Source organism: Desulfocicer niacini (assembly GCF_054657595.1).
On the sequence record NZ_BAAHYK010000008.1, the window covers coordinates 88,727 to 114,987 of the forward strand.

Consider the following 26,261-nt stretch of genomic DNA (forward strand, 5'->3'; position numbering starts at 1 on the left):
TGACCCACCCGAATATTTACGCATCATCTGAAAAAGCCTTTCTATTTCATCCGTTGGTCCTTGTTGAAAAAATCCTTCATCAGACTTTCGTGGGTATCTTCAGCCTGAATCTGTTCCAAAAGGCGCTGGATCATACGTGCATGAATCTTGGCGATCTCAAAGGAAATCTGGGGATACTCCATGAGCATCTCCTCAAATTCCTGTTTATGGATTTCCAGCAGCCGGGTGGGCGCGGTGGCCCGGCAGGTGAGAAGCCGTTTACTATCCACCAGAAACGCGCTCATGCCAAAGCTGTCCCCGGCCTTGAATTGCCCCACATCCACGTTGTTTCTGGATCCGGAAATGGCCCCTTCCACGCAAATATACATGGTGTCTGCAAAGCTCTTTTCATGGAACAAAATCTCATCGGGGGCAAAGGTTACTTCCCGGGCAATGTCACTGATGGCTGCCAGTTCATTGATGGCCAGATTCTTAAAGATATCCACCTTCTGGATATGAACAATTTTTTCCTGAAAACTTAAGGTTCTTTCCATAACCGCCTCCATTGAAGTGGAACATCCAAACACCTCTGCCGTTGTATCATCCTGGGATAACTGAGCACTCAAGCGGTGTTTTTTTTCTTTCATTTCATCGTTCATCTCATCCCAGGGCAGGGTCTGTAAGATCCCCCGGGCCAGGCGTACAGCCAGCCAGTTCTTACTGTGAAGCAGAAAGTCAAGGGCCTTTCCGGTCTCCAGTAACGCCACCGGTCCCCCCAGCTGTCTGTATTGATTTCGCAGGATATCCGCTGGAGCTGTTCCATCCAGAAAAGGCATCAGACGCGTTACCAGTCGGGGATGCATGGTACTTTCCAGGGCTTCCAGCGCATTGGATCGCCTGCGGTGGTCCTGGGAAAAAAGGCTTCTTAAAATAAGCCTCACCTGCCCGGAATCATCATTAATGGAGGCCACCCGAAGCCCGTTTTGAATATGGGCGACCCTGATCTCAGAAAGGTGACGCAACAGCAGATCACAGGAAAGGGTCTGGGGTAATTTTTTCAGGGTTTCAGAAACCGCAAGGTAGATGCAGGCTTGACGGATCTCGTCTTCAAAAAAAGCAAACAGGTCCAGATCTTTGATATCAAGGGCCTTTAAAATTTCAAAAATACCCTCCCGCATTTTCCGGGAACCTGGATAAAGAAATTCAAACAGCAATTTCCCATTGCAGTAGGGACAGGACTTGATTTTTTCAATGGCAAGCTGTCTGACATTTTCCGCATGATCCCCCACAAGGGCAAGGACACGGCGGCGTAAGGCATCATCCTCATTAAGTTCCACCGCTTCCAGGGCCGCCATGCGCACAGCCGCCTGTTTATGGCTTAAAAACGGGACCACCCGATCCGTGACATCAAGGGGGTCCAATTTTTTAAGGGCACGAATCAGGGCGGGGAGCACGGGGTCGTTTTTTTCCCGGGTTAACAGCTGATTGAGCAAGGGAACATATGCCTTGTCCCCGGATTCTGTAACGGCAATGATACCGGCATGGACATGCTCCATGTTGGCATCGCGCATCCACTGTCCCATCATCTCCCGGCGGTGTTCAGACATTTCCATGAGTACACAGGCAGCGGAATATGCCCGGATTTCCGGAGAAACGCAGGCGTTTACGCCATGATGTCGGCACTTTTCTTCCAGTGCCCGGTAAAACGTCCGACAGGCCTTTGTGTTGCGGGGTTTAGCCGCCCGAATCATGGCAAGGGTCAATGGCTCATCCGCCACATGGATTAATTTTTTCAACACCCTGAAGAAACGATCCCCCACACGATCTGAAATCAACGGCAGCATCTGAATCACGGTGGGGCTGTCCTGGTATTTCAGACTGTTTAATATATAATTATCGAGATTTTCCATACCAAGATACCGCAACAACCGGGCATGGAAAAAGGCATCCTGTCCCCTTGCACATCGAAAATTTTCCAGCAATTGATCCTGAATGCGCCTGTCCTGGAACAGCTTCTTTACCACATGGGCCTCGGTGATTCTCAAATCCAGAACATCCGATGCAAGCAGTCGAATAATCAAAGTCGCATATTTAAACTTTAAAAAAATCACCGTGGCAATCCAGGCAAAAATAAAGGGAAATGCCACAAGAGAAAGATAATGGGGTGGCAAAACGGTGGTGGTCAATAATATCAGACAGGAACCGGTAATCAATCCGGCCCGGGCCACCACCCCCCGCAAAAAAGGACGGATCTTTGATCGATAGGCATCGGGGAAAATACCGATGAGCATGTTGTTCACCGGTTGATTAAAGGTGGTTCGAACCACATTGGTGGAAAACCGTGCATACATGGCAGAAACCAGATCAAACCGAAATAAAAATCCCAGAAAGACCAGAAAATAATTCACAGGGTGAAACAACAGCGCCACGGGAATGCCCCATTTGCCGTAAAATCTGCCGGAAAAGAAAAGCAGCAATATGGAAACAGCGTTCATGGCTCCTCGAAAGGTTCCAAAGAACACAATCATGGCATTTTCAGCCCCAAAACTGTGATCCACCGCCACATTGAACTGATAGTTCATGATGGGCAAGACAACATTGGCAAAAAAAGTCAGTCCCACCATCACCAGAACAAGGGTGGATTTTTTCATTAAAGGGCCAATACCGGCAATGCGTTTCAAAAACGTGGATGTTTTTTTTTCTGATGATTTAGACACCCCGGGCACCACCTGCAGGGGAAATCGACCGCCCAGATAGCGGGTAATACAGGCAGCCGACAATAATACCGTCCCATACATCAACACCAGATGATTGATGGCAACGGCCTTTGAAAATCCCACGGTCAAAAGGTTCCCCCCCATGTCCCCCAGAACCCCACCAATGGTAATCAAGGGAAACAATCGCTTGGACTGATGAAAATTAAACAGCTCGTTACCCAGATTCCAGAAAAAAACACTGAGCAGTGTCTCAAACTGCACTTTCATCACAAACAACAGGGGATATAAAAATCGGCCTTCCAGAAACAGCAGCAACCACAAAAAAAAAGCGGTGATACCACACCCCATGAGCAGAAAAGAAAGACGCGTATAAGCAGAAAGGTGGGGTTTGATGCTGGACAGCTTCTCCAGTAAAAAAAGGGTAATCATGGGATTGGCAATATAAAGCACCGGAAGCCAGGAGACACCAAATCGCTTTAAAAAGGCGGTTTCAGCAAAATTATTAAAAATCAGTCCGGCGCAGCGGATCAGAAAGATCAAGGTCACCGCCCCGAAAAACAGCCCCATCTCTTCGGGACGAATCTTCATCCATCTTTTAATGTAATCAGTCATGGGTGATCTCAACAGCCTTATGTGTTTGGATAATCTAAAATGCAATGAACAAAAAAACAAACAGCAAAGAACGTTCCAGAAGCTTTCTTATAACCCACATGGCAGTAAGCACCTGCCACAACAAAAAATGAAACTCTAATCATTGCAGCGCTTTAGACGGAGTTTCATATAACCCACATGTCCTGTCGGACACAACGAAGATAGGGTCGTAGACACGGAGCCAAATGGCATGATGCCGCCCCTCCCCCCACGGGCAATGGGCCCGGACCGAAACTTTAGACAGTTCAATTGTCCGGTTCCTATTACCCATCGGGGGAGGGGCTCTGCTGAGGTAGACTTGAAGGCTACCTTTTCATATAACGGTCATGTCCTGGCGGACACAACGAATATTGAAAATGGCATTATGCCGCCGCCGCCCCCCCGACGGGCAATGGGCCCGAACCGGAACTGTAGACAGCTCGATTGTCCGGTTCCTATTGCCCATCGGGGGGGCGGCTCTGCTGAGGTTGCCCGAAAATTTAATTTTCTAATAGAAAAAACACATGGCAGCAATTAACTGCCATAACCGTTACCAGAACGTTAACGCTTACGTTACCATAACGAGGAACAATCCATTTCCTGACAAACGCCTTTTCCATGCAAATAAAAAGGGAATCCCCCAGAAACAGGCCATTAACAAGCATCCTGCATTATTCTGAAATACATATAGATACCTGAATTTCAAAAAAATCAAGGCAAAAATCCAATGGCACAGCATTTGCTCTTAGAACAGACAATGGCGTTATGCATAATCTGCCGAAAAAAACCTTCAATTTTTTATTCAGGAGATAAAAGATGAAAAAACTAACACGTTGTATTGCCATTGCAGTAACGGTCTTTTTTTTCATGGCCGCCGGTGCCGGTGCCATGACCTTTGATGCCGGGAACATGGGAAGTATGCAGATCAGTGGTGCCTTCAAGGCCTGTTTTGGTGCCACCCAGTATCTTGATTTTGTGGATGATTATTCAAAGGGTGATGATGCTGATTTTGATGCCACACGGGAATTGAGCTTCAAGGCCCAGTGGATTCTCAATAAAAACCTCAAAGGGGTAATCAGTTTCCAGATCGGTGAAGGTGACACCGGTGGGTATTTTGGTACCAATGACGCCTTGGTAGGCGGTGAAGAGGATGGAAATTTTATAATTGAACTGGACAACCTCTACATTGATTTCACCTCCGATTCAGGAATGAATTTCAAACTCGGTTCCCAGAGTTTTAATATGGGTGAAATCGCCTACGGCAGCAATCTTTTCTATGAAGTGCCCGCAGGCGTAACCTTTTCCGCTCCCTTCACCGACACTTATTCCCTCCAGGCTGGTTGGTTCCGCATGACGGATTTGATGGACGATACAGCAACCAACACCGACGACCAGGCAGACTTTCTGTTTGCCAAGCTGCCCGTTACCATGAATGCCGTAAAATTTACGCCCTGGGTGGCCTATGCGAACATCCAGGAAGATGTAATTGCCAATGCCCCAAGCTATTACAGATACGCATACATCAATTATCCCGGCCTGCTCTCCGGTGCCAACGCTGCCATTGCTGACCCCACACCAACAGACGACGTATCTGCCTGGTATCTCGGAATGACGTTTGGATATGACATGGATGCCCTGTCCGTTAAAGCCAGTGCCACATATGGTGATATGGACTGGGAAACCGCCACGGTGGATGCCAACATCGCCGGTTATTTTGCAGATCTGGTCGTCGACTATAAAATGGATGGGTTCACCCCCGAATTTTTCGCCTTCTACGGTAATGGGCCTGATGCCAATGATAAAGATTTAAACATGATGCCGATGCTCATCGGCGGTCCCTCCTACACCAGTTCCTTTTTTGGCGGCAGTCGGTTCAACGACAACATGTTTGATTCCCATGATACCACCGTTGCCGTATCCATGTGGGCCGTGGGGTTTAAACTCAAAGACATCAAGACCGGCAAAAAACTGTCCCATGAATTCCAGATCATGTATGCCGAAGGTACGGCCGAGGATACCATTTTTGAATCCCCCAATGACATCCTCATGAACGAAGATGAAAGCGTTGTGGAAATCAACTTCAACTCAGAATATCAGATCATGGATCACCTGCTCTTTGCAACGGAACTTGGATACATGACCTTTGATGAGGATTCCGACTACGACGAGGCCGTTAACGGATCTGTGGAAGATTTCTGGAAAGTGGCATGTTCCATTGAGCTTTCATTCTAAACATTAACTCTTACACCCCCCTGAACACTGGGGCCGGGCGGGCGGGTAGTATATTAAATCATCAAACCAAACATGTTTTCCTCCTACAAAAAACGTGATTTAACGCCGATGAAAATAGTTCTCCTGTTTAAAGCCCTTCGCTTTTAAACACCATAGCGCCTGCCCGGCCCCAAACCACAACCCCTTAAAAAAGAAGTAAAAGAACAATAACAAACAGCTCTCAACACTCGCTGTAGATGGATTCGTAAAAAGATCACCATTGAAGACAAAAAATTGAGATCTCATTTAAAAAACACTTAACTATATCAGGATAAATATGAAAAAATTTCTCACCGCCATTTTGCTCATTACCAGCGTATTCACGTTCATTGTTCCCTCCTACGCCGACGACAGGGTATCTCTTTATGGGCTGTTCTGGGTGCGGGCATTTGACAACACCGCCTTTGATGGAACTGATAAAAGCTTTATCGATCAGCGCCTGAGACTGGGAACCAAAATCAACATTGCAGACGATGTATATGTGGAGATGAGAGCCGACTATGGAGAAGGTGTCTGGGGACAGGACTACACCGGTGGTCTGGTCTCAAGACCCAGGAACTCAATGGTAAACACCATAGATATTGACCGTGGTTTTATAAACATTGACAAAGAAAAATGGTCGCTGAGGGTTGGACAGCAGTTTGTGGGACTGGGTGTATGTGAAGTTCTGGATGCCAATGCCGTGGGTGCCAAATTGAACCTTAAATTACCGGTCGAAACCTCCCTTATTTACCTTAAAAACAGTGAAAACGGCTCATTAAATGATGATGGAGCCAACGATGATATCGATTTATACGCCATTAATTTCGGATATAATACCGATAATTTTACTGTCGATCTATTTGGTGCCATGGAAGTTGATGGAACCGATACAGACAATTCACCGCTCATGGTCGGACTTTATGCAACAGGTTCACTTGGAAATATAAATCTAAGCGGAGAATTTGACTTTGCCACCGGCGACACCGATGACGGTGCCACGGATTATATGGGAACCCAGCTCTATCTCCAGGGAGACGTCAATATCACTGAAGCGTTCAACCTGGGAGCAGAACTGTTTTATGCCCTGGGAGCCGACGATGCCGATGAAAAACAACTCACCGGCATCAACGACTGGGGATCCTTCACTCCCATGGCCTGGAACACCCCTCCTGCCACCTACATAACCGCATTTTACAACTGGAACAGTCCGTTTGATCCCACTGGTGACAGTGCCGGTGTACAGGGAGTTGCAGTTTATGGAAAATATATTGTAATGGACGGCCTCAGACTGGGTGGAAAAGCGGGATATTTCAAACCGGAAAATGATGACAACACCACAACTGACGATATCACCATCTTCAACGCCTGGATCGGATACGACATTGCCACCAACACGGAACTTTCGTTGACCTACCTCTTCTCAGATTATGATGATCCTCAGTATGCTGAAGAAAAACAAGTTCTTGTAGCGCAACTCCAGGTAAGTTTCTAATCCGTAGTGTTAAAATGCCATTTTAAAAGCAGTCAAAATATTCAACCAGCGCCCCATTTTCACCAGCTTTAATCTGCTCAGCATCAGTTGCTACGCAGCTCCCAACAGGCGGATATGGGGCACTGGCCAGACATTAAAGTACCAAGAACCCAAACGTATGCAAAACGTAAAGCCATGGGCGCTTTACAGCCCATAATTCAGTTTTTATCACTCCCCTTTAACCAGGCCCGAACCCCTTTGGACCGATACCTGATGGTACCGATTGGGATTGGGAACGGACCGATCAATTCATAACCGAGGTTTTTTTGACATTTTCTCCATCTTGCTTTCTTTAGGATGGCTGAAAATGACGATAAAAAATAAATATTTTCAAAAAATTTTGCCCTTGTTTTGAGAATATGCTAATTTGAATATCATCAAAAATTACCATGGAGGTCCAATGGAAAAAATTCTACTGGTATCAGCAGCCCTTATCATTTCATTTTGTGCAACCTCATACGCAGATGTGGATCATTCAGAATTTATTGAAGACCAGTGTCTCACCGGCGAAGATACGACAGCTTGGACTTCCCAGACGGGGGCAACTTCGGAGAGTGCTACTGGTATGGCGGGGGCAGCGACATATCAATAGTTATAATTTCTAATATCTTTCTGAATTCATTAGACACCAGTGGATGCCTTTTTAAATTATACATTAATAATTTCAAATAATTACCTAACTTTCAAGCAAATCATAATGAGAACTTATGATTGATGAGTTGAGACCTACTATAAAACTCTGTTCAGATCAAAAACAAACTTTTGAGGAATCCCTGTTTGATACATCCCCCCAATCAGGAAAATATGATGACGAAAAAAATCAAAAATTTTCTGGAAAACATTTTATGCAAACAGTTCAAGATTCTGGTGCAAACCTTTTACACTGATTTACGCAATACAAACAGACAGCTCCTCGAAAAAATAAAACACATTGAAAACATGGAGCAGGAGTTAAAAGCGGCTAAGGAAAAATATGAAAACAGTTTTAATCACTGTAATATAGGGAAAAGCATTACATTTATATCCGGTGAAATGGAGGTAAACCAATGCTTCAGGGATATGCTGGGTTATGATGCAGATGAGTTCTCTAACATCAAATGGCAGGATATTACGCACCCAGACGATATTCAATCGACACAAAAGATGATAGAGCTAATGATGTGTGGAGAGGAAAAGAACCAAACACTGACCAAACGATACATACACAAAAATGGAGGCATTATATGGGTGGACATCTGCTCGTGTATGCAACGGGACCTCAACGGAAAACCCATCTATTTTGTATCTAACATTAACAATGTCACCCACCACATGAACCCGGAAAATCAAATGGCAGATATTTCGACATGATGCGGCCAATTAAAGTACCTGACAGATTATGTCTGCTTGCCTGACGTTGTTCACAACCAGGCCCAAAAATTTAAGATAAACAGACACAGGAGGAATTTTTTATGAAAAATATATCATTCTCAGATATGGCTATTGTTTCCTGCGGTACCATGCAAATGGAGCTGGATGCGCTAAAAAAAGAGGGATTTCTTGACACCGATCATCTGTTTTTTACCCTACCCGGTCTGCACCAGGATGTGGTAAAGCTGGAAGAAAAACTCATCACCGCGATTAATAAAGCTAAAAAGGTGGTAGACAAGATTATTGTGGTCTATGGCGGAAAATTTTGCTATGTCAATGCTGACAATCCCACCCGAAACATGCAGGAAATCATTGACGCCCAAGGTCCCGGAGTGGCACGAATTAACGCCACCCATTGCATGGATATGCTTGCAGATGCATCTGAGTTAAAACGCATTGGTGAAGAACTTGTCGGTGGTGAACCGGTTTGGTGGATGACACCGGGTTGGGTAAAATTCAAACACCAGGTGTTCAAGGGATGGGACAAGGCCCTTGCCAATGAAAATTTTCCCCGTCACACCGGTGGTGCCATTGTGCTGGATGGCATTGGATTTATGAATCAATACATGGAGACAGAACCAGAATCCTTCCTGAACTACTGCGACTGGATGGGCATTCCCATGCAGGCACACCCGGTTACCCTGGACCGCTTTAAATCGCTCCTCTCCGAACAGGCGCTCCTGTTGAACTCAGGCAGATGATCCATCCGAAAACAGGTAAGTATTCGGTCAGCACCCCATCTTCACCTGTTTTTACCCTGCTCACATAGTATTAGTCTGCTACGCAGCCCCAAACAAGCGAATATGGGGTACGGTTCCAAACATTGGCTGAGCAAGCCGAATATTTACGAAAACAGGAGCATAATTTTTATGATTAGTGACGCTTAGAACTTTTTTATCCATGGAAAATATGGAAAAGGCAAAGTTCAAGTGCTCATAGACACTATGCAATGCAACCTATATATCCCACATGTCCTGGCGGACACAACGAATATTGAAAATACTATCATGCCGACGGGCAATGGGCCCGCCCGGAATCGTAGACGGCCCAATTGGCCAGTTCCTATTGCCCGTCGGGGGGCGGCTCTACTGAGGTAAACTTGAAGACGACCTTTTCATATAACAGCCACGGGCAGACCTTATTTCGTCTCTTCGATCTGCCCACAACAAAGCATGAAAGAATATTAGGCTTACCTACTCTTTCTTAGAAAACAGAGTTAGACGTCGGTTAAGGGGGATGTCATGCAGCACAAAGGAAATGTTTTTAAAAGAGTCATTCTTTATTTTGTCACAGTTTGTCTGGTGATCCCGTATGGTTTTGCCAATGCGGTTGAAGACAGCATGCATATTGCCATGCCGAATCCTCCGAAATCCATGAACTATTTTGCCGCCACCGATGCATGGTCCCAAAAGATTTTTCGGCTATTCCACATGTCCCTTTACATGAGGGGCCCCACAGATGGAAAAATGCTTCCCTGGCTGGCAGAATCCCTGCCGATTCAGGGAGGTCAACCCGACAGCGTCACCATTCGACTTCGACAAGCACAATGGGACGACGGATCACCGGTGACGGTTGAGGATTTGATGTTTACGATCAAAACCATTCAGGAATTCGAGGTTCCCGGTCACATGGAAAAATGGCAGGACATTGAAAAAATGGAGGCACTGGATAAACGAACCCTGCGATTTACCCTGAAAGGACCCAGTCCAGGTTTTTTTAAACGGGCGCTGTTTGCACCCTTTGTACAAAAAAAAAGATGGTTCCAGCCGGTAAGTTCGGCCAGAACTGCTGACAATCCCCTGAAAACCCTTATGGAATTTGCCCCGCAAACCGTATCCAGCAACGGTCCCTTTTTCCTGCAAACCCACACCGAGCCTTTTTTTATGGTGCTCAAAAAAAATCCCCATTTTTTTGGAAGTGGCCTTCAAATGGACGGCATCTCAGTGGGACCTTACTTGAATACCCTGATTCTGGAATTCAACTCCGATGTTGAAAAAAATCTGAACGAACTCGCAAAAGGCAAAATCGATTTTATCTGGTGGGATCTGCCCCTGGATGTTGTCCCCCGAATTTCCCAAATGCCCCATGTAACGCTTTATGGCACAGATCGAACCGGTTATGACTATCTTACCTTTAATCTGGAACGTGCCCCCTATACGGATCCCGCATTTCGACGGGCAGTGGCACTTTTGGTGGACAGGGAGCAGATTGTAAGACGGGTTCTAAAGGGTCAGGGCACACCGGTTTATGGTGTTGTTCCACCCCAAAACACCTTCTGGTCCAATCCCCACCTGAAGGCTCCCGGCGTGGGGTTAACCACTGAAATTCGAGTTGAAAAAGCCAGAATGATTCTTAAAGAAGCTGGTTATTCCTGGTTAGAAGAACATCTTATCCTGCCAGACGGTAAAAAAATCAATCCCATGGAAATCCTGACCACCCGGGGGTGGAACAGGCCATTTCGCCTGAAAGTGGCCCTGAGCATCAAAAAAGCCCTGTCGTATATCGGCATCCCGGTATCCACGCGAATACAGCCCCTCCACCAGACCATTGCACTGCTCAGACAAGGAGATTTTGATACTTGCATCATGGGATGGACCAACCTTTCCGATGATCCGGATTATCTCAAAACTTTTTTTCACAGTGCGGAGGCCCTCCCGGGCGGCAAAAATTATGCCCGTTTTCGAAACACCGCCTTTGATGAACTGGCCCAAAAGGCATCTCTTGAAAAGGATTCGGATCAAAGGCAAGCCCTTGTTTTCGAAATGCAGGCTCTCATCGCAAGGGAAATTCCCTGTATTCCCCTTTACACGGGATCCCGGGTGGAAGCGGCCCGAAACGATCATTTTCAAGGCTGGGTAAAAATGCCCGGGGGCATCGGTAATCTCTGGTCTTTTATTCGCCTTAAGGCAATCAAATCTGATGGGGAAAACAAAAAATGAAAAAAAATTTATTTGTGCTACTGCTTTTGATTCTATTCTTTTGTATCCATGCGGGCCCCACCATGGCCCAGACGCTGTCAGATCACCAAAACCATTTAAAAGGGCCTTACCCCAACGGCATGGCGGTGACCCAAGCTTGTCTTGACTGTCACAGCACACAGGCAGAAGAAGTGCTTCATTCTGCCCATTGGCTCTGGCAGGGGGCAACCCCTGACGTTGTGGGAAAAGAACATCGAACAGATCTGGGAAAGCGCACCCTGATCAATAATTTCTGAATGAGCCCCATCTCTAACTGGTGCAGGTGCACCAGCTGCCATGCAGGCTACGGTTGGAAGGACGAAACCTTTGATTTTGCAGATCCCGCACACATAGATTGCCTGGTCTGTCACGATACCACAGGCACATACGCCAAAACACCAACGGGCTGCGGCCAGGAAAAGCAGGGCCTTGATCTGGTAAAGATCGCACAGCATGTGGGGCTTCCCACCCGTGCCAATTGCGGATCATGCCACTGGTTCGGTGGCGGTGGGGATGCCATCAAGCACGGAGACCTGGACAGCACCCTTAAAGATCCCAGCAATTTGCAGGATGTCCACATGGGCGGTCAGGACTTCACCTGTCAGGAATGCCATGTGAGCCTCCAGCACAAAATATCCGGGGCCAGCACCACCTGCTCTGTCAGTGAGGGACGCGTTTCCTGCATGGATTGTCACGATGAAAATCCCCATGACAATGATCACCCCCTGCTCAAAACCCTCAATGAGCATTGCGATACCATCGCATGCCAGACCTGTCATATCCCCACATTTGCCCGGGACAACCCCACCCTCATGTTCTGGGACTGGTCCAAAGCAGGCAAAGAAGTTGGGCTGTTGCCAAAGGATCCCGACGTCATTGCTACCCACAACAAAAAAAAGGGGGTTCTTGTCAAACGCCAACATGTTCAACCGGTTTACACCTGGTACGACGGCAGGCATACACGCTACTTAAATGGGGATCCCGCAAATCTTGACGGGGTCACCGCCCTGAATCCCCCCGTGGGAGATATCAAAGAACTGGCCGCCAGAATCACCCCTTATAAACTTTTTTCCGGCATACAACCAGCGGATGCCACATACGGTTACCTCATTATTCCTAAATTGTGGGAGGGCTTCTGGACACATTTTGACTGGAACCGGGCCGCAACAGATGGCATGAAGGAAGCTGGACTCAAATTCAGCGGCAACATTAAGTTCGTCAACACCCTCATGCACTGGCGCATCAATCACGGGGTTGTTCCCAAACAAAAAGCCCTGTCCTGCACCAATTGCCATGGCCCGGACGGCGTCATGGATTTTGAGGCCCTGGGGTACCCGGATGATCCGGCGATTTCAGGAAAACGGTTTCAGGAAAAGAAAACAAATCTTGATTGATCCCAAACCCTGGCATATGCCATGGGCACATCCCCATTTTTCCGGTTCGACGCTTCATCAGGGGCTGACGTGGCATTGCTTCAGCAAAAAATTAACGATCTGGAAAAAAACAAGTAGCTGCGGTGGAAACTGCCTCCAATAGCCGCAATAATGGCAGTGCCATGATCCTGCCAAAAGATACAGTTTTTAAATTATACGGTTGTGCAAAGCTGGATGCTATCTATACAGACAAGGACGGCGGAAGAGGGTCCGCTTATACGCCATCGGTTGTCCCACTTAATTCTGATGAAGTGGCTGACAACTCCTTTATAATGCATGCAAGGCAGACAAGGTTTGGTCTTGACCGTTTTAAATCGCTGCTCTCCGAACAGGCACTCCTGTTGAACTCAGGCAAATGATCCATCCGGAAACAGGCGCATCATTTTGTGTGCCATTTCGTCAACGTGGGACCCTTTCCAAAAGATACCGCCGCACCGGGGGCATCTTTTAAACCGATGGTAGTATTTCCGGGTCAGGGGCTGCAGTAGATGCGCAATGGCCTGTTTTTCAACGGGCACAAGAGGCACATTGCATGCCAGGCATCTGGAAAGAAAGCAAAAGGGTCCCCGCTCCTTTCCGAAAAAGGTCAAGACTTCCTTTAGCTGGGCTTCCGGGGTTTCTTCCCGGACCCGGCGGGCGAAGATTACCTTTTTACGCTTGAGCAGTCCGGTATCCCGGGAGAGCACCACCCGCTGTTGCCGTTCCGCGACCTGTGCCACCTGTTCGTCGGAAAAGGCGTTGCTGTACAAGGTATCAAATCCCAGGGACAACAGCAGGCGTGCCAGGGCGCCCACGTTGACATCTGCCACAAACTTCAGGCTCTTGAAAGGCAGGGGCCGCAAAAGGGTCGGAAGGGTGACATCCACTGGCGGCACAGGTGGATAAATAAACATCCGATCCTGATCTCGGGGAACACAGTCAAACTCCACCGATACCCCATTATTTTCTCCCATATCCTGTAATTTGCCCCTGGTACGAACCAGAATCCGTCCCACTTCGGTGTGGGGAACCCCTAAGGATTCAATGATGTCCTTAACAGATGCGCCCCGGTGCGGGACTAAAAAGGGAATGGCTTTTTGCCGCTCTCTGGATAGAAAAAAATAAAAGTCCGGATGAAATGTCAGTTCCAGAGCAGGCATGGCAGATCAACCAGGATATCGAATCTCAAAATTACTGAAGGCGACGCTCCCCTTTCCCTTCTCCACCGCAACCTTCTCTACCCGGGCAAAGGACGGACCCTGATGGCACCATAGCACAAGCTGATCCAGTGCCCCCCTCTCGCCCTGTGCCTCAACATAAACAGTTCCGTCCGGCTGATTTTTTACATAGCCGAATATGCCAAGTTCCCGGGCCTTTTCCATGGTATGGTACCTAAAAGATACCCCCTGTACCCGTCCGGTTATGGTTAAACAATAACTGGGGTTCATTTGGAGTCTCCTTTCACAGGTTTCTGACAAATAGTCAAAGCTGATGAAAAATATTTTGGATGGATATCTCCGGAATATTCAAGGAGATTATCATTTCTTAAACAACAGCAGTTTTGCCGGAGACGACGCGCCCTGGGCACCCTTTGTTGAAATGGCATTTTCCAATGTGGCCTCCGTTCGATGCATGATCTGACAAAAGATATCTTTAATACAGATCTCAAGTTCCATGAGCGTGATAATGAGCTGATATCCCGTTTCCGGATTCCGAAAACGCAAAGGCAAAAAATCATCCAGCTTCACAATGCCCTTGGAAATTTTTGACACCCTGCCGTCTTTATCGGCCATGTCTGTGGCATTACCTATACTTAAATGGCTTTTTTCAAACAGAGTCTGAATCCAGGCCACAATATCATCAAAGCTGCCGGGATATTGCCGATCAAAGGTGAGCAGATGGGCAATAATGCGACTGGCAATTTCATTATTCTGGAAATTCGGTGATATTTGTTGTTTCAAGAAAAAGGCCCATCACGGCCCATAAATCGTCACCGACGGAAACCGTGACCGGTCGGTGTGTGGGTAAAATTTAGCACCGGAGAAGGTGTTCATAAACGATTGATTCACGTTGAGCTCAATGTAGGTGATGCTCCGGGCAATGGTCCGGATCTCCTCAAAGGCCCGGGGATCCACCAGCAGCCGGGCAGCCCCCCCCAGTGAAGAATTGCCGAGAACCTCAAACTTTTCCAAGGGCATGTCCGGCAGCATGCCGATGGAGATGGCCGACCGGGGATTGATAAACGACCCGAAGGTGCCAGCCACATAAAATTTATCCAGATCCCCAAAGGAAAGGCCTGCTGTCTGCTGGACAAGAACCTCCAGGATGGAGTGCATGGCCGCCTTGGCACTGGTCAAAGAGTTTAAATCCACCTGGCTGAACAAAATATCCTTGCCGGTGCCTGAATCTTCCCGGCTCACCAGACGCAGATGGTTAATCTCATCCTTTTCAAAAAGCCGATCTCCACAACGATCCGGTGAAAATTTTCCCCGAATGTCCACCATGCCCGATAAAAAAAGCTGGGCTGCCAGATCAATCATACCCGATCCGCACAGGCCCACCGGCGGTTTGTCTTCAATGGTATGAAAGTCCATGGTAAGGGTCCCAGGGTCTATGACCACCCGGTCAATCACCCCGGGGCCTGCTGTCATTCCCATGTCGCTGATGCCGCCTTCCAGGGCCGGACCGGCAGCCCCGGCACAGGCCATGAGCCAGTCCCTGCTGCCCACCACCACCTCGGCATTGGTGCCCACATCCACCATGAGACAGGGATACGCTTTGTTATGAAGCCCGGCAAAAAGAATACCGGCAATAAGATCTCCCCCAAAATAGGAGCCGATGTTGGGAAACAGAAACACCATTCCCCGGGGGTGAATACAAAGCCCAACCTGTGAGGCTGCCAACGGTTCCGGGGAATTCACCGCCGGGATATAGGGTTCGCGGATAATAAACGAGGGTTCAATGCCCAGAAACAGATGGGTCATGGCGGTATTGCCAGCACCGGTAAGCAGGTAGACCGAATCCGGCTCCAGACCCGCCCCGGTGACAAGTTCCCTTATATGGCGATTCATACCGTCAATGATCAAATCCTGCAGCCGGGCAAGGCCTTTGGCATCCCTTGCATAATGAATCCTTGCCAAGACATCCGGCCCCAGAGCAATCTGGGGATTATCAAATCCCAATTCCCCCAGATTCTCACCAGTTTCAAGATTGACGAGGCGCAGCACCACCCGGGTAGTGCCAAGATCTGCTGCCACCCCGCACACCGGCAGGGGAGTTTCCGGGTCCATCACGGCCGTCACCATCCACCCCCGGGAATCTTGAAACATCACTACCTTGATGCGGTGGTGCCATTTTCTTAACTGCCGGGCAAGATCCGTCACCAGGGCCGGTGGAAAATATACCATGGAATGTTGATCCTTTCCAAGGGACTGTAACAGGGCGGCCTGGACCCGCTCCACATCAGCGGTATTATTGCCAAGCCGGGGTTCTTCCACCTGTACCGTACGAACAAACCCATTGATATTTTCCAGCGCCGCCATCAGGAATCCCGCCTTGCCTGGGCTTTTGCTTGGAGCCGTTCATGGAGCCGGGGGAAATATTTAAGCTCGGTGTGGGGCAAAAACAAAGCCCCCACGTAATGATCCATATACGAGGCGGTTTCGGCCAGTTCAAAGTTGGTCATCATTTCCACCACAGCCACCACATCCCGGCGCAGGACGTTGGTAAAGGAACTCATTCTAGCCCCCAGAAGGGAACTGTTCCCCAGATAAACAACCTGCTCGGGATTAACTTCCGGCAAAAGCCCGATGGTCATGGCTTTTTCCAGATCCACATAACTGCCGAATCCACCGGCAAGAATAATTACTTCAATGTCCTGGATGGTAAGCCCCACCTCTTCCAGAAGGGTGAGTGCACCACTGTACATGGCACCCTTGGCCCGGATGAGATTATCAATGTCAGGTTCTGTGATGACAATATCTCTATCAATCTGTGTGGCGTCCTCGTAAACCAGGACATACTCCCAGATATCTTCCCGCTGGCGAATGCGGTCGGTTTTCAGGGTCCTGTTGAATTTACCCCGATTATCAATAATACCGTTTTCAAACAGCTGGGCCACGATGGTTATCAAGCCGGAACCGCATATGCCCTTGGGACGCACATTTCCTTTTGTGACAATCATGGGCTCATAGGACACAGGATCAATGGAAAAATCTTCTATGGCACCCTTGGCTGCCCGCATGCCAAAGGTGATGCCCCCCCCTTCAAAGGCCGGACCTGCGGAACAGGCCGTACAAGCCATCCAGTCCTTGTTGCCGATAACAATTTCTGCATTGGTGCCGATGTCCATGAAAAGGGTAAGCTTTTCTGATTTATACATGTCAGCCCCCATAACTCCGGCCACAATGTCACCGCCCACATAACTGGATACCCCGGGATACACAAGGGCCTGGGCATGGGAAGAGAGATTTATGCCAATATCTCCGGCATGAAAGGGCGGATATAAAATGGCTGCAGGCACATAGGGGGCTCTTCTGACATAGCTGGGATTGATCCCCAGAAGCAGCTGGGTCATGGTGGTATTTCCTGCCAGCGTGATGGTGGTGATACACCTGCGATCAATCTTACCCAACTTGAAAATACGGTCCAGGACATTGTTGATGGTTTCCACCACCCTTTTCTGGAGAGTTTTAAGGCCATCACCTTTTTCGGCAAACATGATTCTTGAAATAACATCTTCACCATAACTGATCTGACCATTGAAATCCCCATATTCCGAAAGTACCTCTCCGGTGTTCAGATCCAGCAGTTGACCATATATGGTGGTGGTACCGATATCCATGGCCACGGAATAATTGCAGGTGGTAGTATCCCCTGCTTCTATGTTGACAATCTGATTTTTTCCATCCGCCCTCACCGGGCGGACAATGGTCACGGTGACCTCAAAATTCTTCTCCCGTAAAATATCAGGAACTTTTCTCATGACATCTATATCCACCCCCAGCCGATGCTCGTCATACTGCACTTTCAGGTGCTGGATCAACCGGGTGACATCGGCAATGTTGTCCTGGGCCGAGGGTTCGGGAAGTTTGAGATATTTTTTCTCCACCGGGGGCACCAGAAGGCCCTTTTCCTTCAGGTCTTCAAAACTGAAACTTTTTACCCGGGCGGTGTGGCGGGGGGTGGTGCCGATATTCAGCACGCTTGTATCCACCTCAGATTCCACTGGAATTCTCACCACCGCATCGGAAATCACATGGGACAGACAGGCCAGTCGGTATCCATTTTCTCTGTCTTCTACGGAAAGTTTGTCAAGACCGCCCCCTTCAAGTTCTCCCGATTCCAGCAGGATCCGACACTTGCCGCATACCCCCTCACCACCGCAGGAGGCATTGATGTGAACCCCTGCTTCCATGGCCGCCCGGATTAAATTCTCACCGTCTGCAACTTCAATCTCTTTTCCGTGGGGTTGAAACAAAATTTTATGGATTTTCAGACTCATATATTCTCCTGATTTTTCAACAACAGCATGGGGCATCACACTGTCTGTCGTCTGTTTATAAGGTCCATTGTTTTTCTCTCAAGGCGTTTAATCCCAAAGGGGCTTGATCACAACACTGACCATTTTTTATAAACGGGTTCATACAATCTTACCCTCCATGTGTATAATCGCTTAATAAAATAATATCCAGTCTTTTTAACGTAAAATCAAGCGCCAAGTCTATCAAGTTCATCCCGCCCGGTATATCACATAAAATCTAAGACCATATATAATCAGAACCACTTTTATTTACTGTATTTTATTCATTTTGCATAACACAAAAGACTTGCCTTTACAAGTTTATGCTCATATACTGCATGAAACATTGTTTAGTGTTGACGTAAAAATCTTTTATGATTATGACTCATAAACAAAGGATTATCCCTGAGTGAGTCAACCAACTGAATCAATTATATAACTAACTTTTTACAATTGGCAGAATTGCGTAAAATAGAACAAATCGAATTACCATATTTGTCAATCGGATGGATATTTTTTGATAAAAAGCACAAAAACACAAGATGAGTGCTGTCCACCGACATCCAGGTTTTAAAACAAGATTTAAGCCTGAAAGTTGATTCCATTAATCACCGCTACAAAATTATTCAAGAAGGAAAATACAGATGGACACTCTATATGTTTCCACATTGCAAGGCATTGTGGGAGAGGAGAATGTAAAAACTGACCCCGCAGATCTCATGATATACGGGTCAGACAGTTCTGTACATGCGGCAAAACCTTGGGCCATTGTTCGCCCTGCAAACACTGAACAGGTTCAGGCAATCATGAAATATGCCCATGAGAACAAAATTCCGGTCATCACCCGGGGAGCCGGCTCTGGCATGTGCGGCCAAACCGTACCCATCAACGGGGGCATTTCCCTGGACATGAAAAAAATGAACCGCATCCTGGAAATCAACCCATCTGACGTATACTGCAGAGTGGAACCGGGCGTAGTGGATGATGACCTGAATGCCGCCCTTAAGCCCTATGGGGTGTTTTATCCCCCCACACCGGCATCCAGCCGCATCGCCACCATCGGAGGTGAAATCGGTAACAACGCCAGTGGCGTAAGATCTGTGAAATATGGTGCCACCCGGGATTCGGTCTTGGGGATGAAGGTGGTGCTTCCCGGTGGTAAACTGGTGACCCTGGGTGCCAGAACCCGGGTGGAGGCCACCGGATACCAGCTGCATAAACTCATTGTTGGCTCGGAAGGCACCTTGGGTGTGGTGGTGGAAGCCACCTTAAGCTTTGTGCCCATCCCGAAATTCAGATGCCTTGGCATGGCCAACTTTGATAGCCTGGAAGATGCAGGCCACGCCATTGCAGACATCATGGCGGGCGGCGTCATCCCCTCCATGCTGGAACTGGTGGACAAGGTAGCCATCCAGGCGGTGAATAAAACCATGAATCTGGGACTTCCCGAGGTGGAGGCGGTGCTTTTATATGAAGCCGACGGCATGGTCAAAGAAGCCGTGGATTATGAAATTGACACCATGAAAGCCCTTTGTAAAAAGAACAATGGAAAGGGTCTGACCAGCAGCTTTGATCCCAATGAGCGGGCTAAAATATTCATGGGCAGAAAAAAACTCTTCCCCGCCCTGTCAAAATTCAGTGAGGTGTTGTCCAGCACTTCCCTTGCCGATGACATGGCAGTGCCCTACTCAAAAATGGCAGAAATGGCCAGAAAAATCCATGAAATTGCGGCTGCTAATGATCTCATCATGACCGCCTATGGCCATTGCGGCTCCGGGTGTATGCACACCAAAATACTCATGGAGCCAAGCCGCCAAGATCAATGGGCGTCCGCCCGGGAGGCCGTATCCCAGATTTATGAATATGTTCGTTCCGTCAACGGAACCACCTCGGCGGAACACGGCATCGGCATATCCAAGGCAGCTGCCTTTAAACTGGAAAAAGCAGATTCCTTGGATCTCATGTCCCAGGTGAAAAAAGCCTTTGACCCCCATGGCATCCTCAATCCGGGAAAACTGATGAATGCCCCGGCGGACTGGGTGACTGCCACAGATTTAAGGTACATGGTGGCCTGATACAACGCGCATTGAATGACAAAAAATAAATACTTCACAACCCATGAAAAAGGGACGCAAGGGTAATTGCGGAACCAGCCCCTCCGGGCAAGTCAGCCCATGGCGCCAGAACCCGTTACCCCCAACACCCCCTTTTATCATAAACATATGGAATAAAAACAAATGGCAACCCAAATGGAACCCCGCGCATTTAAACCCGTCCACCTGGAAAAATGGAAAAATAATCTGGACAGCTGTATCCGCTGCGGATATTGCTATGAACACTGCCCGGTCTTTAAGTTTGACCGCTGGGAATCCGACGCTCCCCGGGCCAAAATGATCATGATTTTCGGCCTTTTATCCGGACAGCTGGAACCCTCCACCTACATAGCCGACAAAATTGCCTCCTGCTTTCATTGCGGACGCTGTGTGGCTGCCTGCTCCAGTGGTGTTCCCCTGTTAGATATCTTCACCGATGCCAAAAGAGATTTTGCAGGCACGGCCTGGGAAAGCCCCGGCACCACGGCACTAACCGGCCCGGAATGCGCCGCATGTCTGGCCTGTGTCCGGGCCTGCCCCCATGAAGCCCGCACCTTTGTGGACGGTAAAATCGTCACAGACATTGTAAAATGCCAGAGCTGTGGTGCCTGTGTGGATGTATGCCCCAACAAGGCGGTATTCACCCGCTTAAGCTGCGGCACGGATCAACAGGCCCTGAACCGTGAAATCGGACTATTCCTGGAAAAAGATCAGGCCAAAGCCATTGTCTTTGGATGCAACTGGTCCTTTTATCCAGATCTTCAATCTTCAGCCATGGTGCCCACAAAAGAGACCCCTGCTGAAGAATACAAAATCCTGATCAACATGTGCGGTGGCAGGCTGGAAAAACCCCTGCTGTTGGAACCCTTTTTGAAAAACGGCTGGGGGGTCCTGGTGGCCTGTTGCCCGGATGGGGATTGCGAGCATGATGGAAACGTCAAGGCAAAAACCCATGTGGCATCCATCAAGAAATTTCTGGCCCAGATAGACATTGAACCCGAACGTATTGAGCTTGTGCAGATTGCCCATGGCGACAAGGCAGGCTTTCAGAAAGCCATTGATGGATTCATGGAAACCATCAATGCACTTGGTCCTTTGAAAAAGTAGGATTTTTTTACATGAAAAGGTAGCCTTCAAGTCTACCTCAGCAGAGCACCTTCCCCCGATGGGCAATAGGAGCCGGACAATCGAGCTGTCTACAGTTCCGGTCCGGGCCCATTGCCCGTCGGGGGAGGTGCGGCATAATGCCATTTGGTTCCACGTCTACGACCCTATCTTCGTTGTGTCCGACAGGACATGCGGATTATAAAAAAATTCCGGCAAAACAAGATTTAAAACCCAGGGGCAGAATTTATTTCTGTCCCATGTTATGGACAAACCAAGAGACACGTTCAATCTTCATTGTGGCAGAAGGTTACTGACATATAGGCTTGTTTGCCCCGCCAAATACCTTGTGTTTCACATCACACACACAAAAACTGTGAGTTGCAGGGCTTGTACAAATATGGATCTACATTTCATCTGGGGATCGGTATTTAATCCGTATTCCAATGGTATCTGCAAATCAGAGCACCTGTAACTGACAGAAAAGAGGAAAATATATGAAAATATCTGTTCCCTATGGGAAGACGGAAAAACTCACCGCTGACCTTGGCAATAGCATTGATCCGGTGATTCTTGAAGCCAATGATGTGGCCATTGGAGACACCAACAGCCTGATCCAGGGGGCCATGGCATCCCCCCAGGAGAGTAAAGATCTGTCAACATTTCTGGCAGACGCAACTGACCTTTTAATCATTGTCAATGATGCCACCCGCCCCACCCCCACCAGTACAGTATTGGATGCCATCTGGGACGATATCAAGGCTATTCCCTTAAAATTCATCATTGCCACCGGTGCCCATAGAGGCCCCAGCCAAGAAGAATACATTCAGATTTTCGGCTCTCACTACGAAAACATCAAAGATAAGATTGTGGTGCACGATGCCTTAAAAGACGAAGAGATGGTTTACCTTGGCAATTCTTCCAACGGCACGGAGATGTTTGTCCATGAAGAAGGCGTCAAGGCCCACAAGATCATCATCATCGGATCGGTGGAGCCCCACTATTTTGCCGGTTACACCGGTGGAAGAAAATCCTTTCTTCCCGGCATTGCCTCGTATAAAACCATTGAGCAGAACCATAAACTGGCTCTGGTACCCGAGGCCTGTGCCCTGGCCCTGGAGGGTAACCCGGTACACGAAGACATGATTGATGCACTCAAGGTGGTAAAAAAAGAAATCTTTGCCATCATGACCGTACTGGACAAAAATCACAAGATTTACGCTGTCACCGCCGGGGACATCCATGCCTCCTTTTATGCAGCCATTGAACGGGCCAATGAGGTATTCTGCGCCCCCATCAAAAAAAAGGCGGACATTGTGGTTTCCGTGGTGAAATTTCCCGCAGACATTGATCTGTACCAAGCCCAAAAGGGCATTGACAACGCCAAACTGGCCCTGAACAAAGACGGTATCCTCATCCTGGTGGCCAAATGCCGATGCGGCATCGGCGGCAAGGCCTTTGCCGATCTGCTGGGCAGTTGTGATACCCCCCAGGAGGTGCTTGACACCATTGAGACAGGATACAAACTGGGATATCACAAAGCCGCCAAAATGGCGGAAATAGGCCTGTGGGCCGAGATGTGGGGGGTCACCGACATCCCGGATGATGAAATTGAGAAACTTTTTATCCGGCCCTTTCACAGTCTACAGGAAGCCCTTGATGCGGCCCTTGAGCAAAAGGGTGCCGATGCCGATGTCATGTTCCTCATGGACGGAAGTCTCACCGTTCCCATGCTCCAGGCCCAATAACACAAATAACACGTGCCTGAGCTAATCTTGCTGGATTTCTATCAAAAAAAAGGCCGTTCAACAGATAGTCTCTATCCATTGAACGGCCTTTCTTAATATAGACGTCTCCCCCCGGACCCTGGGGGCCGGGGAAAGATTTTTTTTAACGCAACATCAAACCTTAGAAACAGGAATTAAAGCTTTTCGGCAAACTCATTCACCTTGACGGCAAATTCCCGGGCCATATTGGATGCGATGGTGGTAAAGACCACCCGATCTTTGTTAAGGCCCATATTTTCAAGTCTCTGACGAATCTCTTCAACCCGCCATCCGGCATAGATATTACCGCGCTCAGCCTTACAATTTCCTTCATGACAGGCGGCAACCATAACACCATCTGCCCCTTCCACAAGGGCCTTCATGATGAATTCCACATCCACCTTTCCGGCACAGGGTACCTTGACCATGCGGAATCCTGCGGGCATTTCATGGCCGAACTGAGCCGCAGCCTCTCCGGCTTCCAGAGCGGAATTCTTGCAGCAGAAAGCAACGATGGAAGGAGATGCAGCAGCGGAAGAAGCCACGGCTTCCTTGATGCCGCTTCTCAAGTCCTCATCGGAAAATTCACCCAGCTGAATGGCATCCATGGGACACTCACTTGCGCAGATACCGCAACCCTGACAGGCCGCAGGTGAAATAACCGCAGCCCCATCCTGCCAGAAAATTGCCCCGTGGGGGCAACAGCGATAGCAGGTGAGACAGATGACGCACTTGGTATCATCCACCACGGCAATGTCCTCGGTGAGGGTACGAATACCATCACCTAAAAGGGCTTTTACATTCAAGGCCACATTGGCCGAATCCACACCGTCCTTGGCGACAAAAATGCCTTCTCTATTTGACTTTACCGGAAAACGATGCACATTGTTGCTGGGCAGAAAACCGTCCACATCGGTGTCAATTCGAAGCGTTGCGGCAATGTCAAGATTGTCCTGACCCACCACAATACCCTCTTCCACCACCAGATAATCTGGTTCCAGCTCAATATCTGCCCGGACCACAGGATCGGTGATGACAATTTTCAGCTTGTCCTGATCCTGTTCAATGGCAGGCATGGTTTTGGGTTTAAAACAGACCACGCCCTCATGTCTGCCCTGGGTAAAGAGTCGCTCCAGACCTTTGGCACCGACCTTGACATTACCGGCATAGATGTATGACCGGCAGTTTTCCAGTTTCTGAACATCCAGGGCCGACTGCAGTACTCTGCGGGTGGCTACGGGATCTCCTTCCTGACCGAAACCGGACAAAAAAGCCACGGTGCTGCCACTGCCGTTGACGAGTTTTTCTTTTCCGGCATCATCGGCCAGAAGCGCTTCCATCTGGCTCTGGGTGATGACCTTTTCATTCAGGGTCAGGCCGTATGCACCGTTCAGGGCAACACTGGCGTACTCGGGAGCCACCACCACGGCACCAAAGACCTGGTCGGAGGTCTCTTCACCTTTTGCAATGGTCACCCGGAAATCACCGGCCACACCTGCAATGGCAACAAGGGCTGCCCCATCCTGCATTTCCACAAGACCGGCTGCCTGCATTTCTTTGGTGCACCCGGCACTGCATGCACAGGTGGTTTTATTACCGATGACCACGGCCTTATATCCCTGGGCGGCGATCTTTGCTGCGGTTTCAAGCCCCGCTTTACCGGCACCCACCACCAGGACGTCTTTATTTATCTCGACTTCAACCATTTTACCGCTCTTTTCTGCTATCATTTGCTCCCCCCCAGATAATTCATGGTCGCCAGGGCGACATTTCCAGCACCTGCAATGGTGGCGGCAATACTTCCGGGGCCTGCGGCCGTTCCGGCAACAAACACACCTGCATCCAGGTCATCTGCGCCAAGAAAGCCATCCTGATTCACGGGGATATTAAGCATTTCAGACATCTTTGCCGTGTCCATGCCGGGCATGATTCCCACAGAGAGCACCACAAGATCAAACTGCTCCGAGGAAGGCTTTCCCTCTTCTTCCACCATGTGTCGAAGCTCAAGTCTATCACCTTCCAGGGGATAGATATCCACGGGAATGGTTCTGACAAATCGTATGTCTTCTTTCATCTTCTCATAGAAGACCGGGAACTCTTTGCCACTGTTCTGGATATCAATGTAAAACATTGATATCTCGGCATCGGAATCGGCTTTTTTTGCAACGCCTGCCATGCGCATGGCATAGGGACAGCAGACCTCGGAACACCACAGATTGCCCAGACGTTCGTCCCGGGAACCCACGCACTGAATAAAGGCAATGCGTTTGGGTTTTTCACCATCTGTGGGACGCACCAGAGAACCGTTCTCCCGAATAATATTTTCAAGATCCAGGCCGGTTATCACATTATCCCATTTATCATATCCATAGGTGGATTTACGATTGGGATCAAAGGGGGTGTAACCTGTGGCAACCACAACGGCATCCACCATCACTTTTCCTTCACTGCCCAGCGTATCGATATTCACAGCGCCTTCCGGTGCGCCTTCAACATCCCCGGTAATGACATAAAGCGGTGTGTTGTGTCGGGAAAATCCCTTGAGTATATTCTGGGGTGCCACGGCATCCACAGGACTTTTGGCCATGGAGACCGTAAAACCATCGTTTTTTTCAAATCCGATGACCTCTGTTCTCAAATGAACGGTGATCAGGGGCTCATTTACAACATTTGCAAGCATCTCTTCCACACTACAGGCACCGCATTGTTTGCAGGTATCCGTTGCCTTACAGGTAAATCCGATGCTGTGCCCACCCAGGAAGCAGCTTTTTTCAACCAACTCCACATTGATATTCTGCCTGGAAAGCTCCCATGCAGCAGTGAGACCGGCAATACCCCCACCGATGACCATCACTTTTCCGGTTTGACTCTTCAATTTGGAAACTCCT

19 protein-coding genes are annotated in these 26,261 nt (G+C 48.6%); 11 read left to right on the forward strand and 8 right to left on the reverse strand.

The window, feature by feature from the left end:
* Positions 1-41 precede the first annotated feature (41 nt).
* A complete protein-coding gene (locus tag ACYQ2M_RS05965; protein ID WP_459915409.1) occupies positions 42-3,308 on the reverse strand; it encodes a cyclic nucleotide-binding domain-containing protein in 3,267 nt (1,088 codons plus the stop codon).
* An 834-nt stretch (positions 3,309-4,142) separates the two neighbouring features.
* Between ACYQ2M_RS05965 and ACYQ2M_RS05970 the strand changes: the two genes are divergently transcribed.
* The 8 genes from ACYQ2M_RS05970 to ACYQ2M_RS06010 all read left to right on the forward strand — a co-directional run bounded on the left by ACYQ2M_RS05970 (position 4,143) and on the right by ACYQ2M_RS06010 (position 12,871).
* Positions 4,143-5,558 carry an outer membrane homotrimeric porin gene (locus ACYQ2M_RS05970; protein WP_459915410.1) on the forward strand — a complete coding sequence of 472 codons (1,416 nt, stop codon included), beginning with the start codon at positions 4,143-4,145 and terminating at the stop codon, positions 5,556-5,558.
* Between the two features lie 316 nt (positions 5,559-5,874).
* Positions 5,875-7,071, forward strand: a complete 1,197-nt coding sequence (locus ACYQ2M_RS05975) for a hypothetical protein (protein WP_459915411.1) — start codon at positions 5,875-5,877, stop codon at positions 7,069-7,071.
* Between the two features lie 439 nt (positions 7,072-7,510).
* Positions 7,511-7,702, forward strand: a complete 192-nt coding sequence (locus ACYQ2M_RS05980; protein ID WP_459915412.1) for a hypothetical protein — start codon at positions 7,511-7,513, stop codon at positions 7,700-7,702.
* Between the two features lie 115 nt (positions 7,703-7,817).
* Positions 7,818-7,997, forward strand: a complete 180-nt coding sequence (locus tag ACYQ2M_RS05985; RefSeq protein WP_459915413.1) for a hypothetical protein — start codon at positions 7,818-7,820, stop codon at positions 7,995-7,997.
* A 52-nt stretch (positions 7,998-8,049) separates the two neighbouring features.
* A complete protein-coding gene (locus ACYQ2M_RS05990; protein ID WP_459915414.1) occupies positions 8,050-8,460 on the forward strand; it encodes a PAS domain S-box protein in 411 nt (136 codons plus the stop codon).
* A gap of 101 nt (positions 8,461-8,561) precedes the next feature.
* The gene (locus ACYQ2M_RS05995; RefSeq protein ID WP_459915415.1) at positions 8,562-9,221 is read left to right on the forward strand and encodes a DUF1638 domain-containing protein; all 660 of its coding nucleotides are present in this window, start codon (positions 8,562-8,564) and stop codon (positions 9,219-9,221) included.
* A gap of 540 nt (positions 9,222-9,761) precedes the next feature.
* Positions 9,762-11,459: an ABC transporter substrate-binding protein gene (locus ACYQ2M_RS06000; RefSeq protein WP_459915416.1), complete on the forward strand. Its 1,698-nt coding sequence runs from the start codon at positions 9,762-9,764 to the stop codon at positions 11,457-11,459.
* On the forward strand, positions 11,456-12,871 hold the full coding sequence (locus ACYQ2M_RS06010) for a tetrathionate reductase family octaheme c-type cytochrome (protein WP_463682441.1): 1,416 nt from the start codon (positions 11,456-11,458) through the stop codon (positions 12,869-12,871). The genes ACYQ2M_RS06000 and ACYQ2M_RS06010 overlap by 4 nt, the downstream gene beginning before the upstream one ends.
* 386 nt (positions 12,872-13,257) lie before the next feature.
* Here the strand turns inward: ACYQ2M_RS06010 and ACYQ2M_RS06015 are convergent, their stop codons facing one another.
* The 5 genes from ACYQ2M_RS06015 to ACYQ2M_RS06035 form a co-directional block, all read right to left on the reverse strand.
* The gene (locus tag ACYQ2M_RS06015) at positions 13,258-14,049 is read right to left on the reverse strand and encodes a Mut7-C RNAse domain-containing protein (RefSeq protein ID WP_459915419.1); all 792 of its coding nucleotides are present in this window, start codon (positions 14,047-14,049) and stop codon (positions 13,258-13,260) included.
* Between the two features lie 6 nt (positions 14,050-14,055).
* Complete coding sequence (locus ACYQ2M_RS06020; protein WP_459915420.1) at positions 14,056-14,337, reverse strand: acylphosphatase; 282 nt, start codon at positions 14,335-14,337, stop codon at positions 14,056-14,058.
* Between the two features lie 90 nt (positions 14,338-14,427).
* Positions 14,428-14,850, reverse strand: coding sequence for a hypothetical protein (locus ACYQ2M_RS06025; protein WP_459915421.1), 423 nt, complete (start codon positions 14,848-14,850; stop codon positions 14,428-14,430).
* A 12-nt stretch (positions 14,851-14,862) separates the two neighbouring features.
* A complete protein-coding gene (locus ACYQ2M_RS06030) occupies positions 14,863-16,431 on the reverse strand; it encodes an ASKHA domain-containing protein (RefSeq protein ID WP_459915422.1) in 1,569 nt (522 codons plus the stop codon).
* Positions 16,431-18,392 (reverse strand): ASKHA domain-containing protein, encoded by a 1,962-nt coding sequence (locus tag ACYQ2M_RS06035; protein ID WP_459915423.1) that lies wholly within the window; start codon positions 18,390-18,392, stop codon positions 16,431-16,433. The genes ACYQ2M_RS06030 and ACYQ2M_RS06035 overlap by 1 nt, the downstream gene beginning before the upstream one ends.
* A gap of 662 nt (positions 18,393-19,054) precedes the next feature.
* Here ACYQ2M_RS06035 and ACYQ2M_RS06040 point away from each other — a divergent pair.
* The 3 genes from ACYQ2M_RS06040 (at position 19,055) to ACYQ2M_RS06050 (ending at position 23,355) form a co-directional block, all read left to right on the forward strand.
* Positions 19,055-20,485 (forward strand): FAD-binding oxidoreductase, encoded by a 1,431-nt coding sequence (locus tag ACYQ2M_RS06040; protein ID WP_459915424.1) that lies wholly within the window; start codon positions 19,055-19,057, stop codon positions 20,483-20,485.
* A gap of 162 nt (positions 20,486-20,647) precedes the next feature.
* Positions 20,648-21,610 (forward strand): hydrogenase iron-sulfur subunit, encoded by a 963-nt coding sequence (locus ACYQ2M_RS06045; protein WP_459915425.1) that lies wholly within the window; start codon positions 20,648-20,650, stop codon positions 21,608-21,610.
* A gap of 494 nt (positions 21,611-22,104) precedes the next feature.
* Positions 22,105-23,355: a lactate racemase domain-containing protein gene (locus ACYQ2M_RS06050; protein ID WP_459915426.1), complete on the forward strand. Its 1,251-nt coding sequence runs from the start codon at positions 22,105-22,107 to the stop codon at positions 23,353-23,355.
* A 173-nt stretch (positions 23,356-23,528) separates the two neighbouring features.
* Here the strand turns inward: ACYQ2M_RS06050 and ACYQ2M_RS06055 are convergent, their stop codons facing one another.
* On the reverse strand, positions 23,529-25,103 hold the full coding sequence (locus ACYQ2M_RS06055; RefSeq protein WP_459915427.1) for a hydrogenase iron-sulfur subunit: 1,575 nt from the start codon (positions 25,101-25,103) through the stop codon (positions 23,529-23,531).
* The gene (locus ACYQ2M_RS06060; protein WP_459915428.1) at positions 25,100-26,248 is read right to left on the reverse strand and encodes an FAD-dependent oxidoreductase; all 1,149 of its coding nucleotides are present in this window, start codon (positions 26,246-26,248) and stop codon (positions 25,100-25,102) included. The genes ACYQ2M_RS06055 and ACYQ2M_RS06060 overlap by 4 nt, the downstream gene beginning before the upstream one ends.
* Positions 26,249-26,261 lie beyond the last annotated feature (13 nt).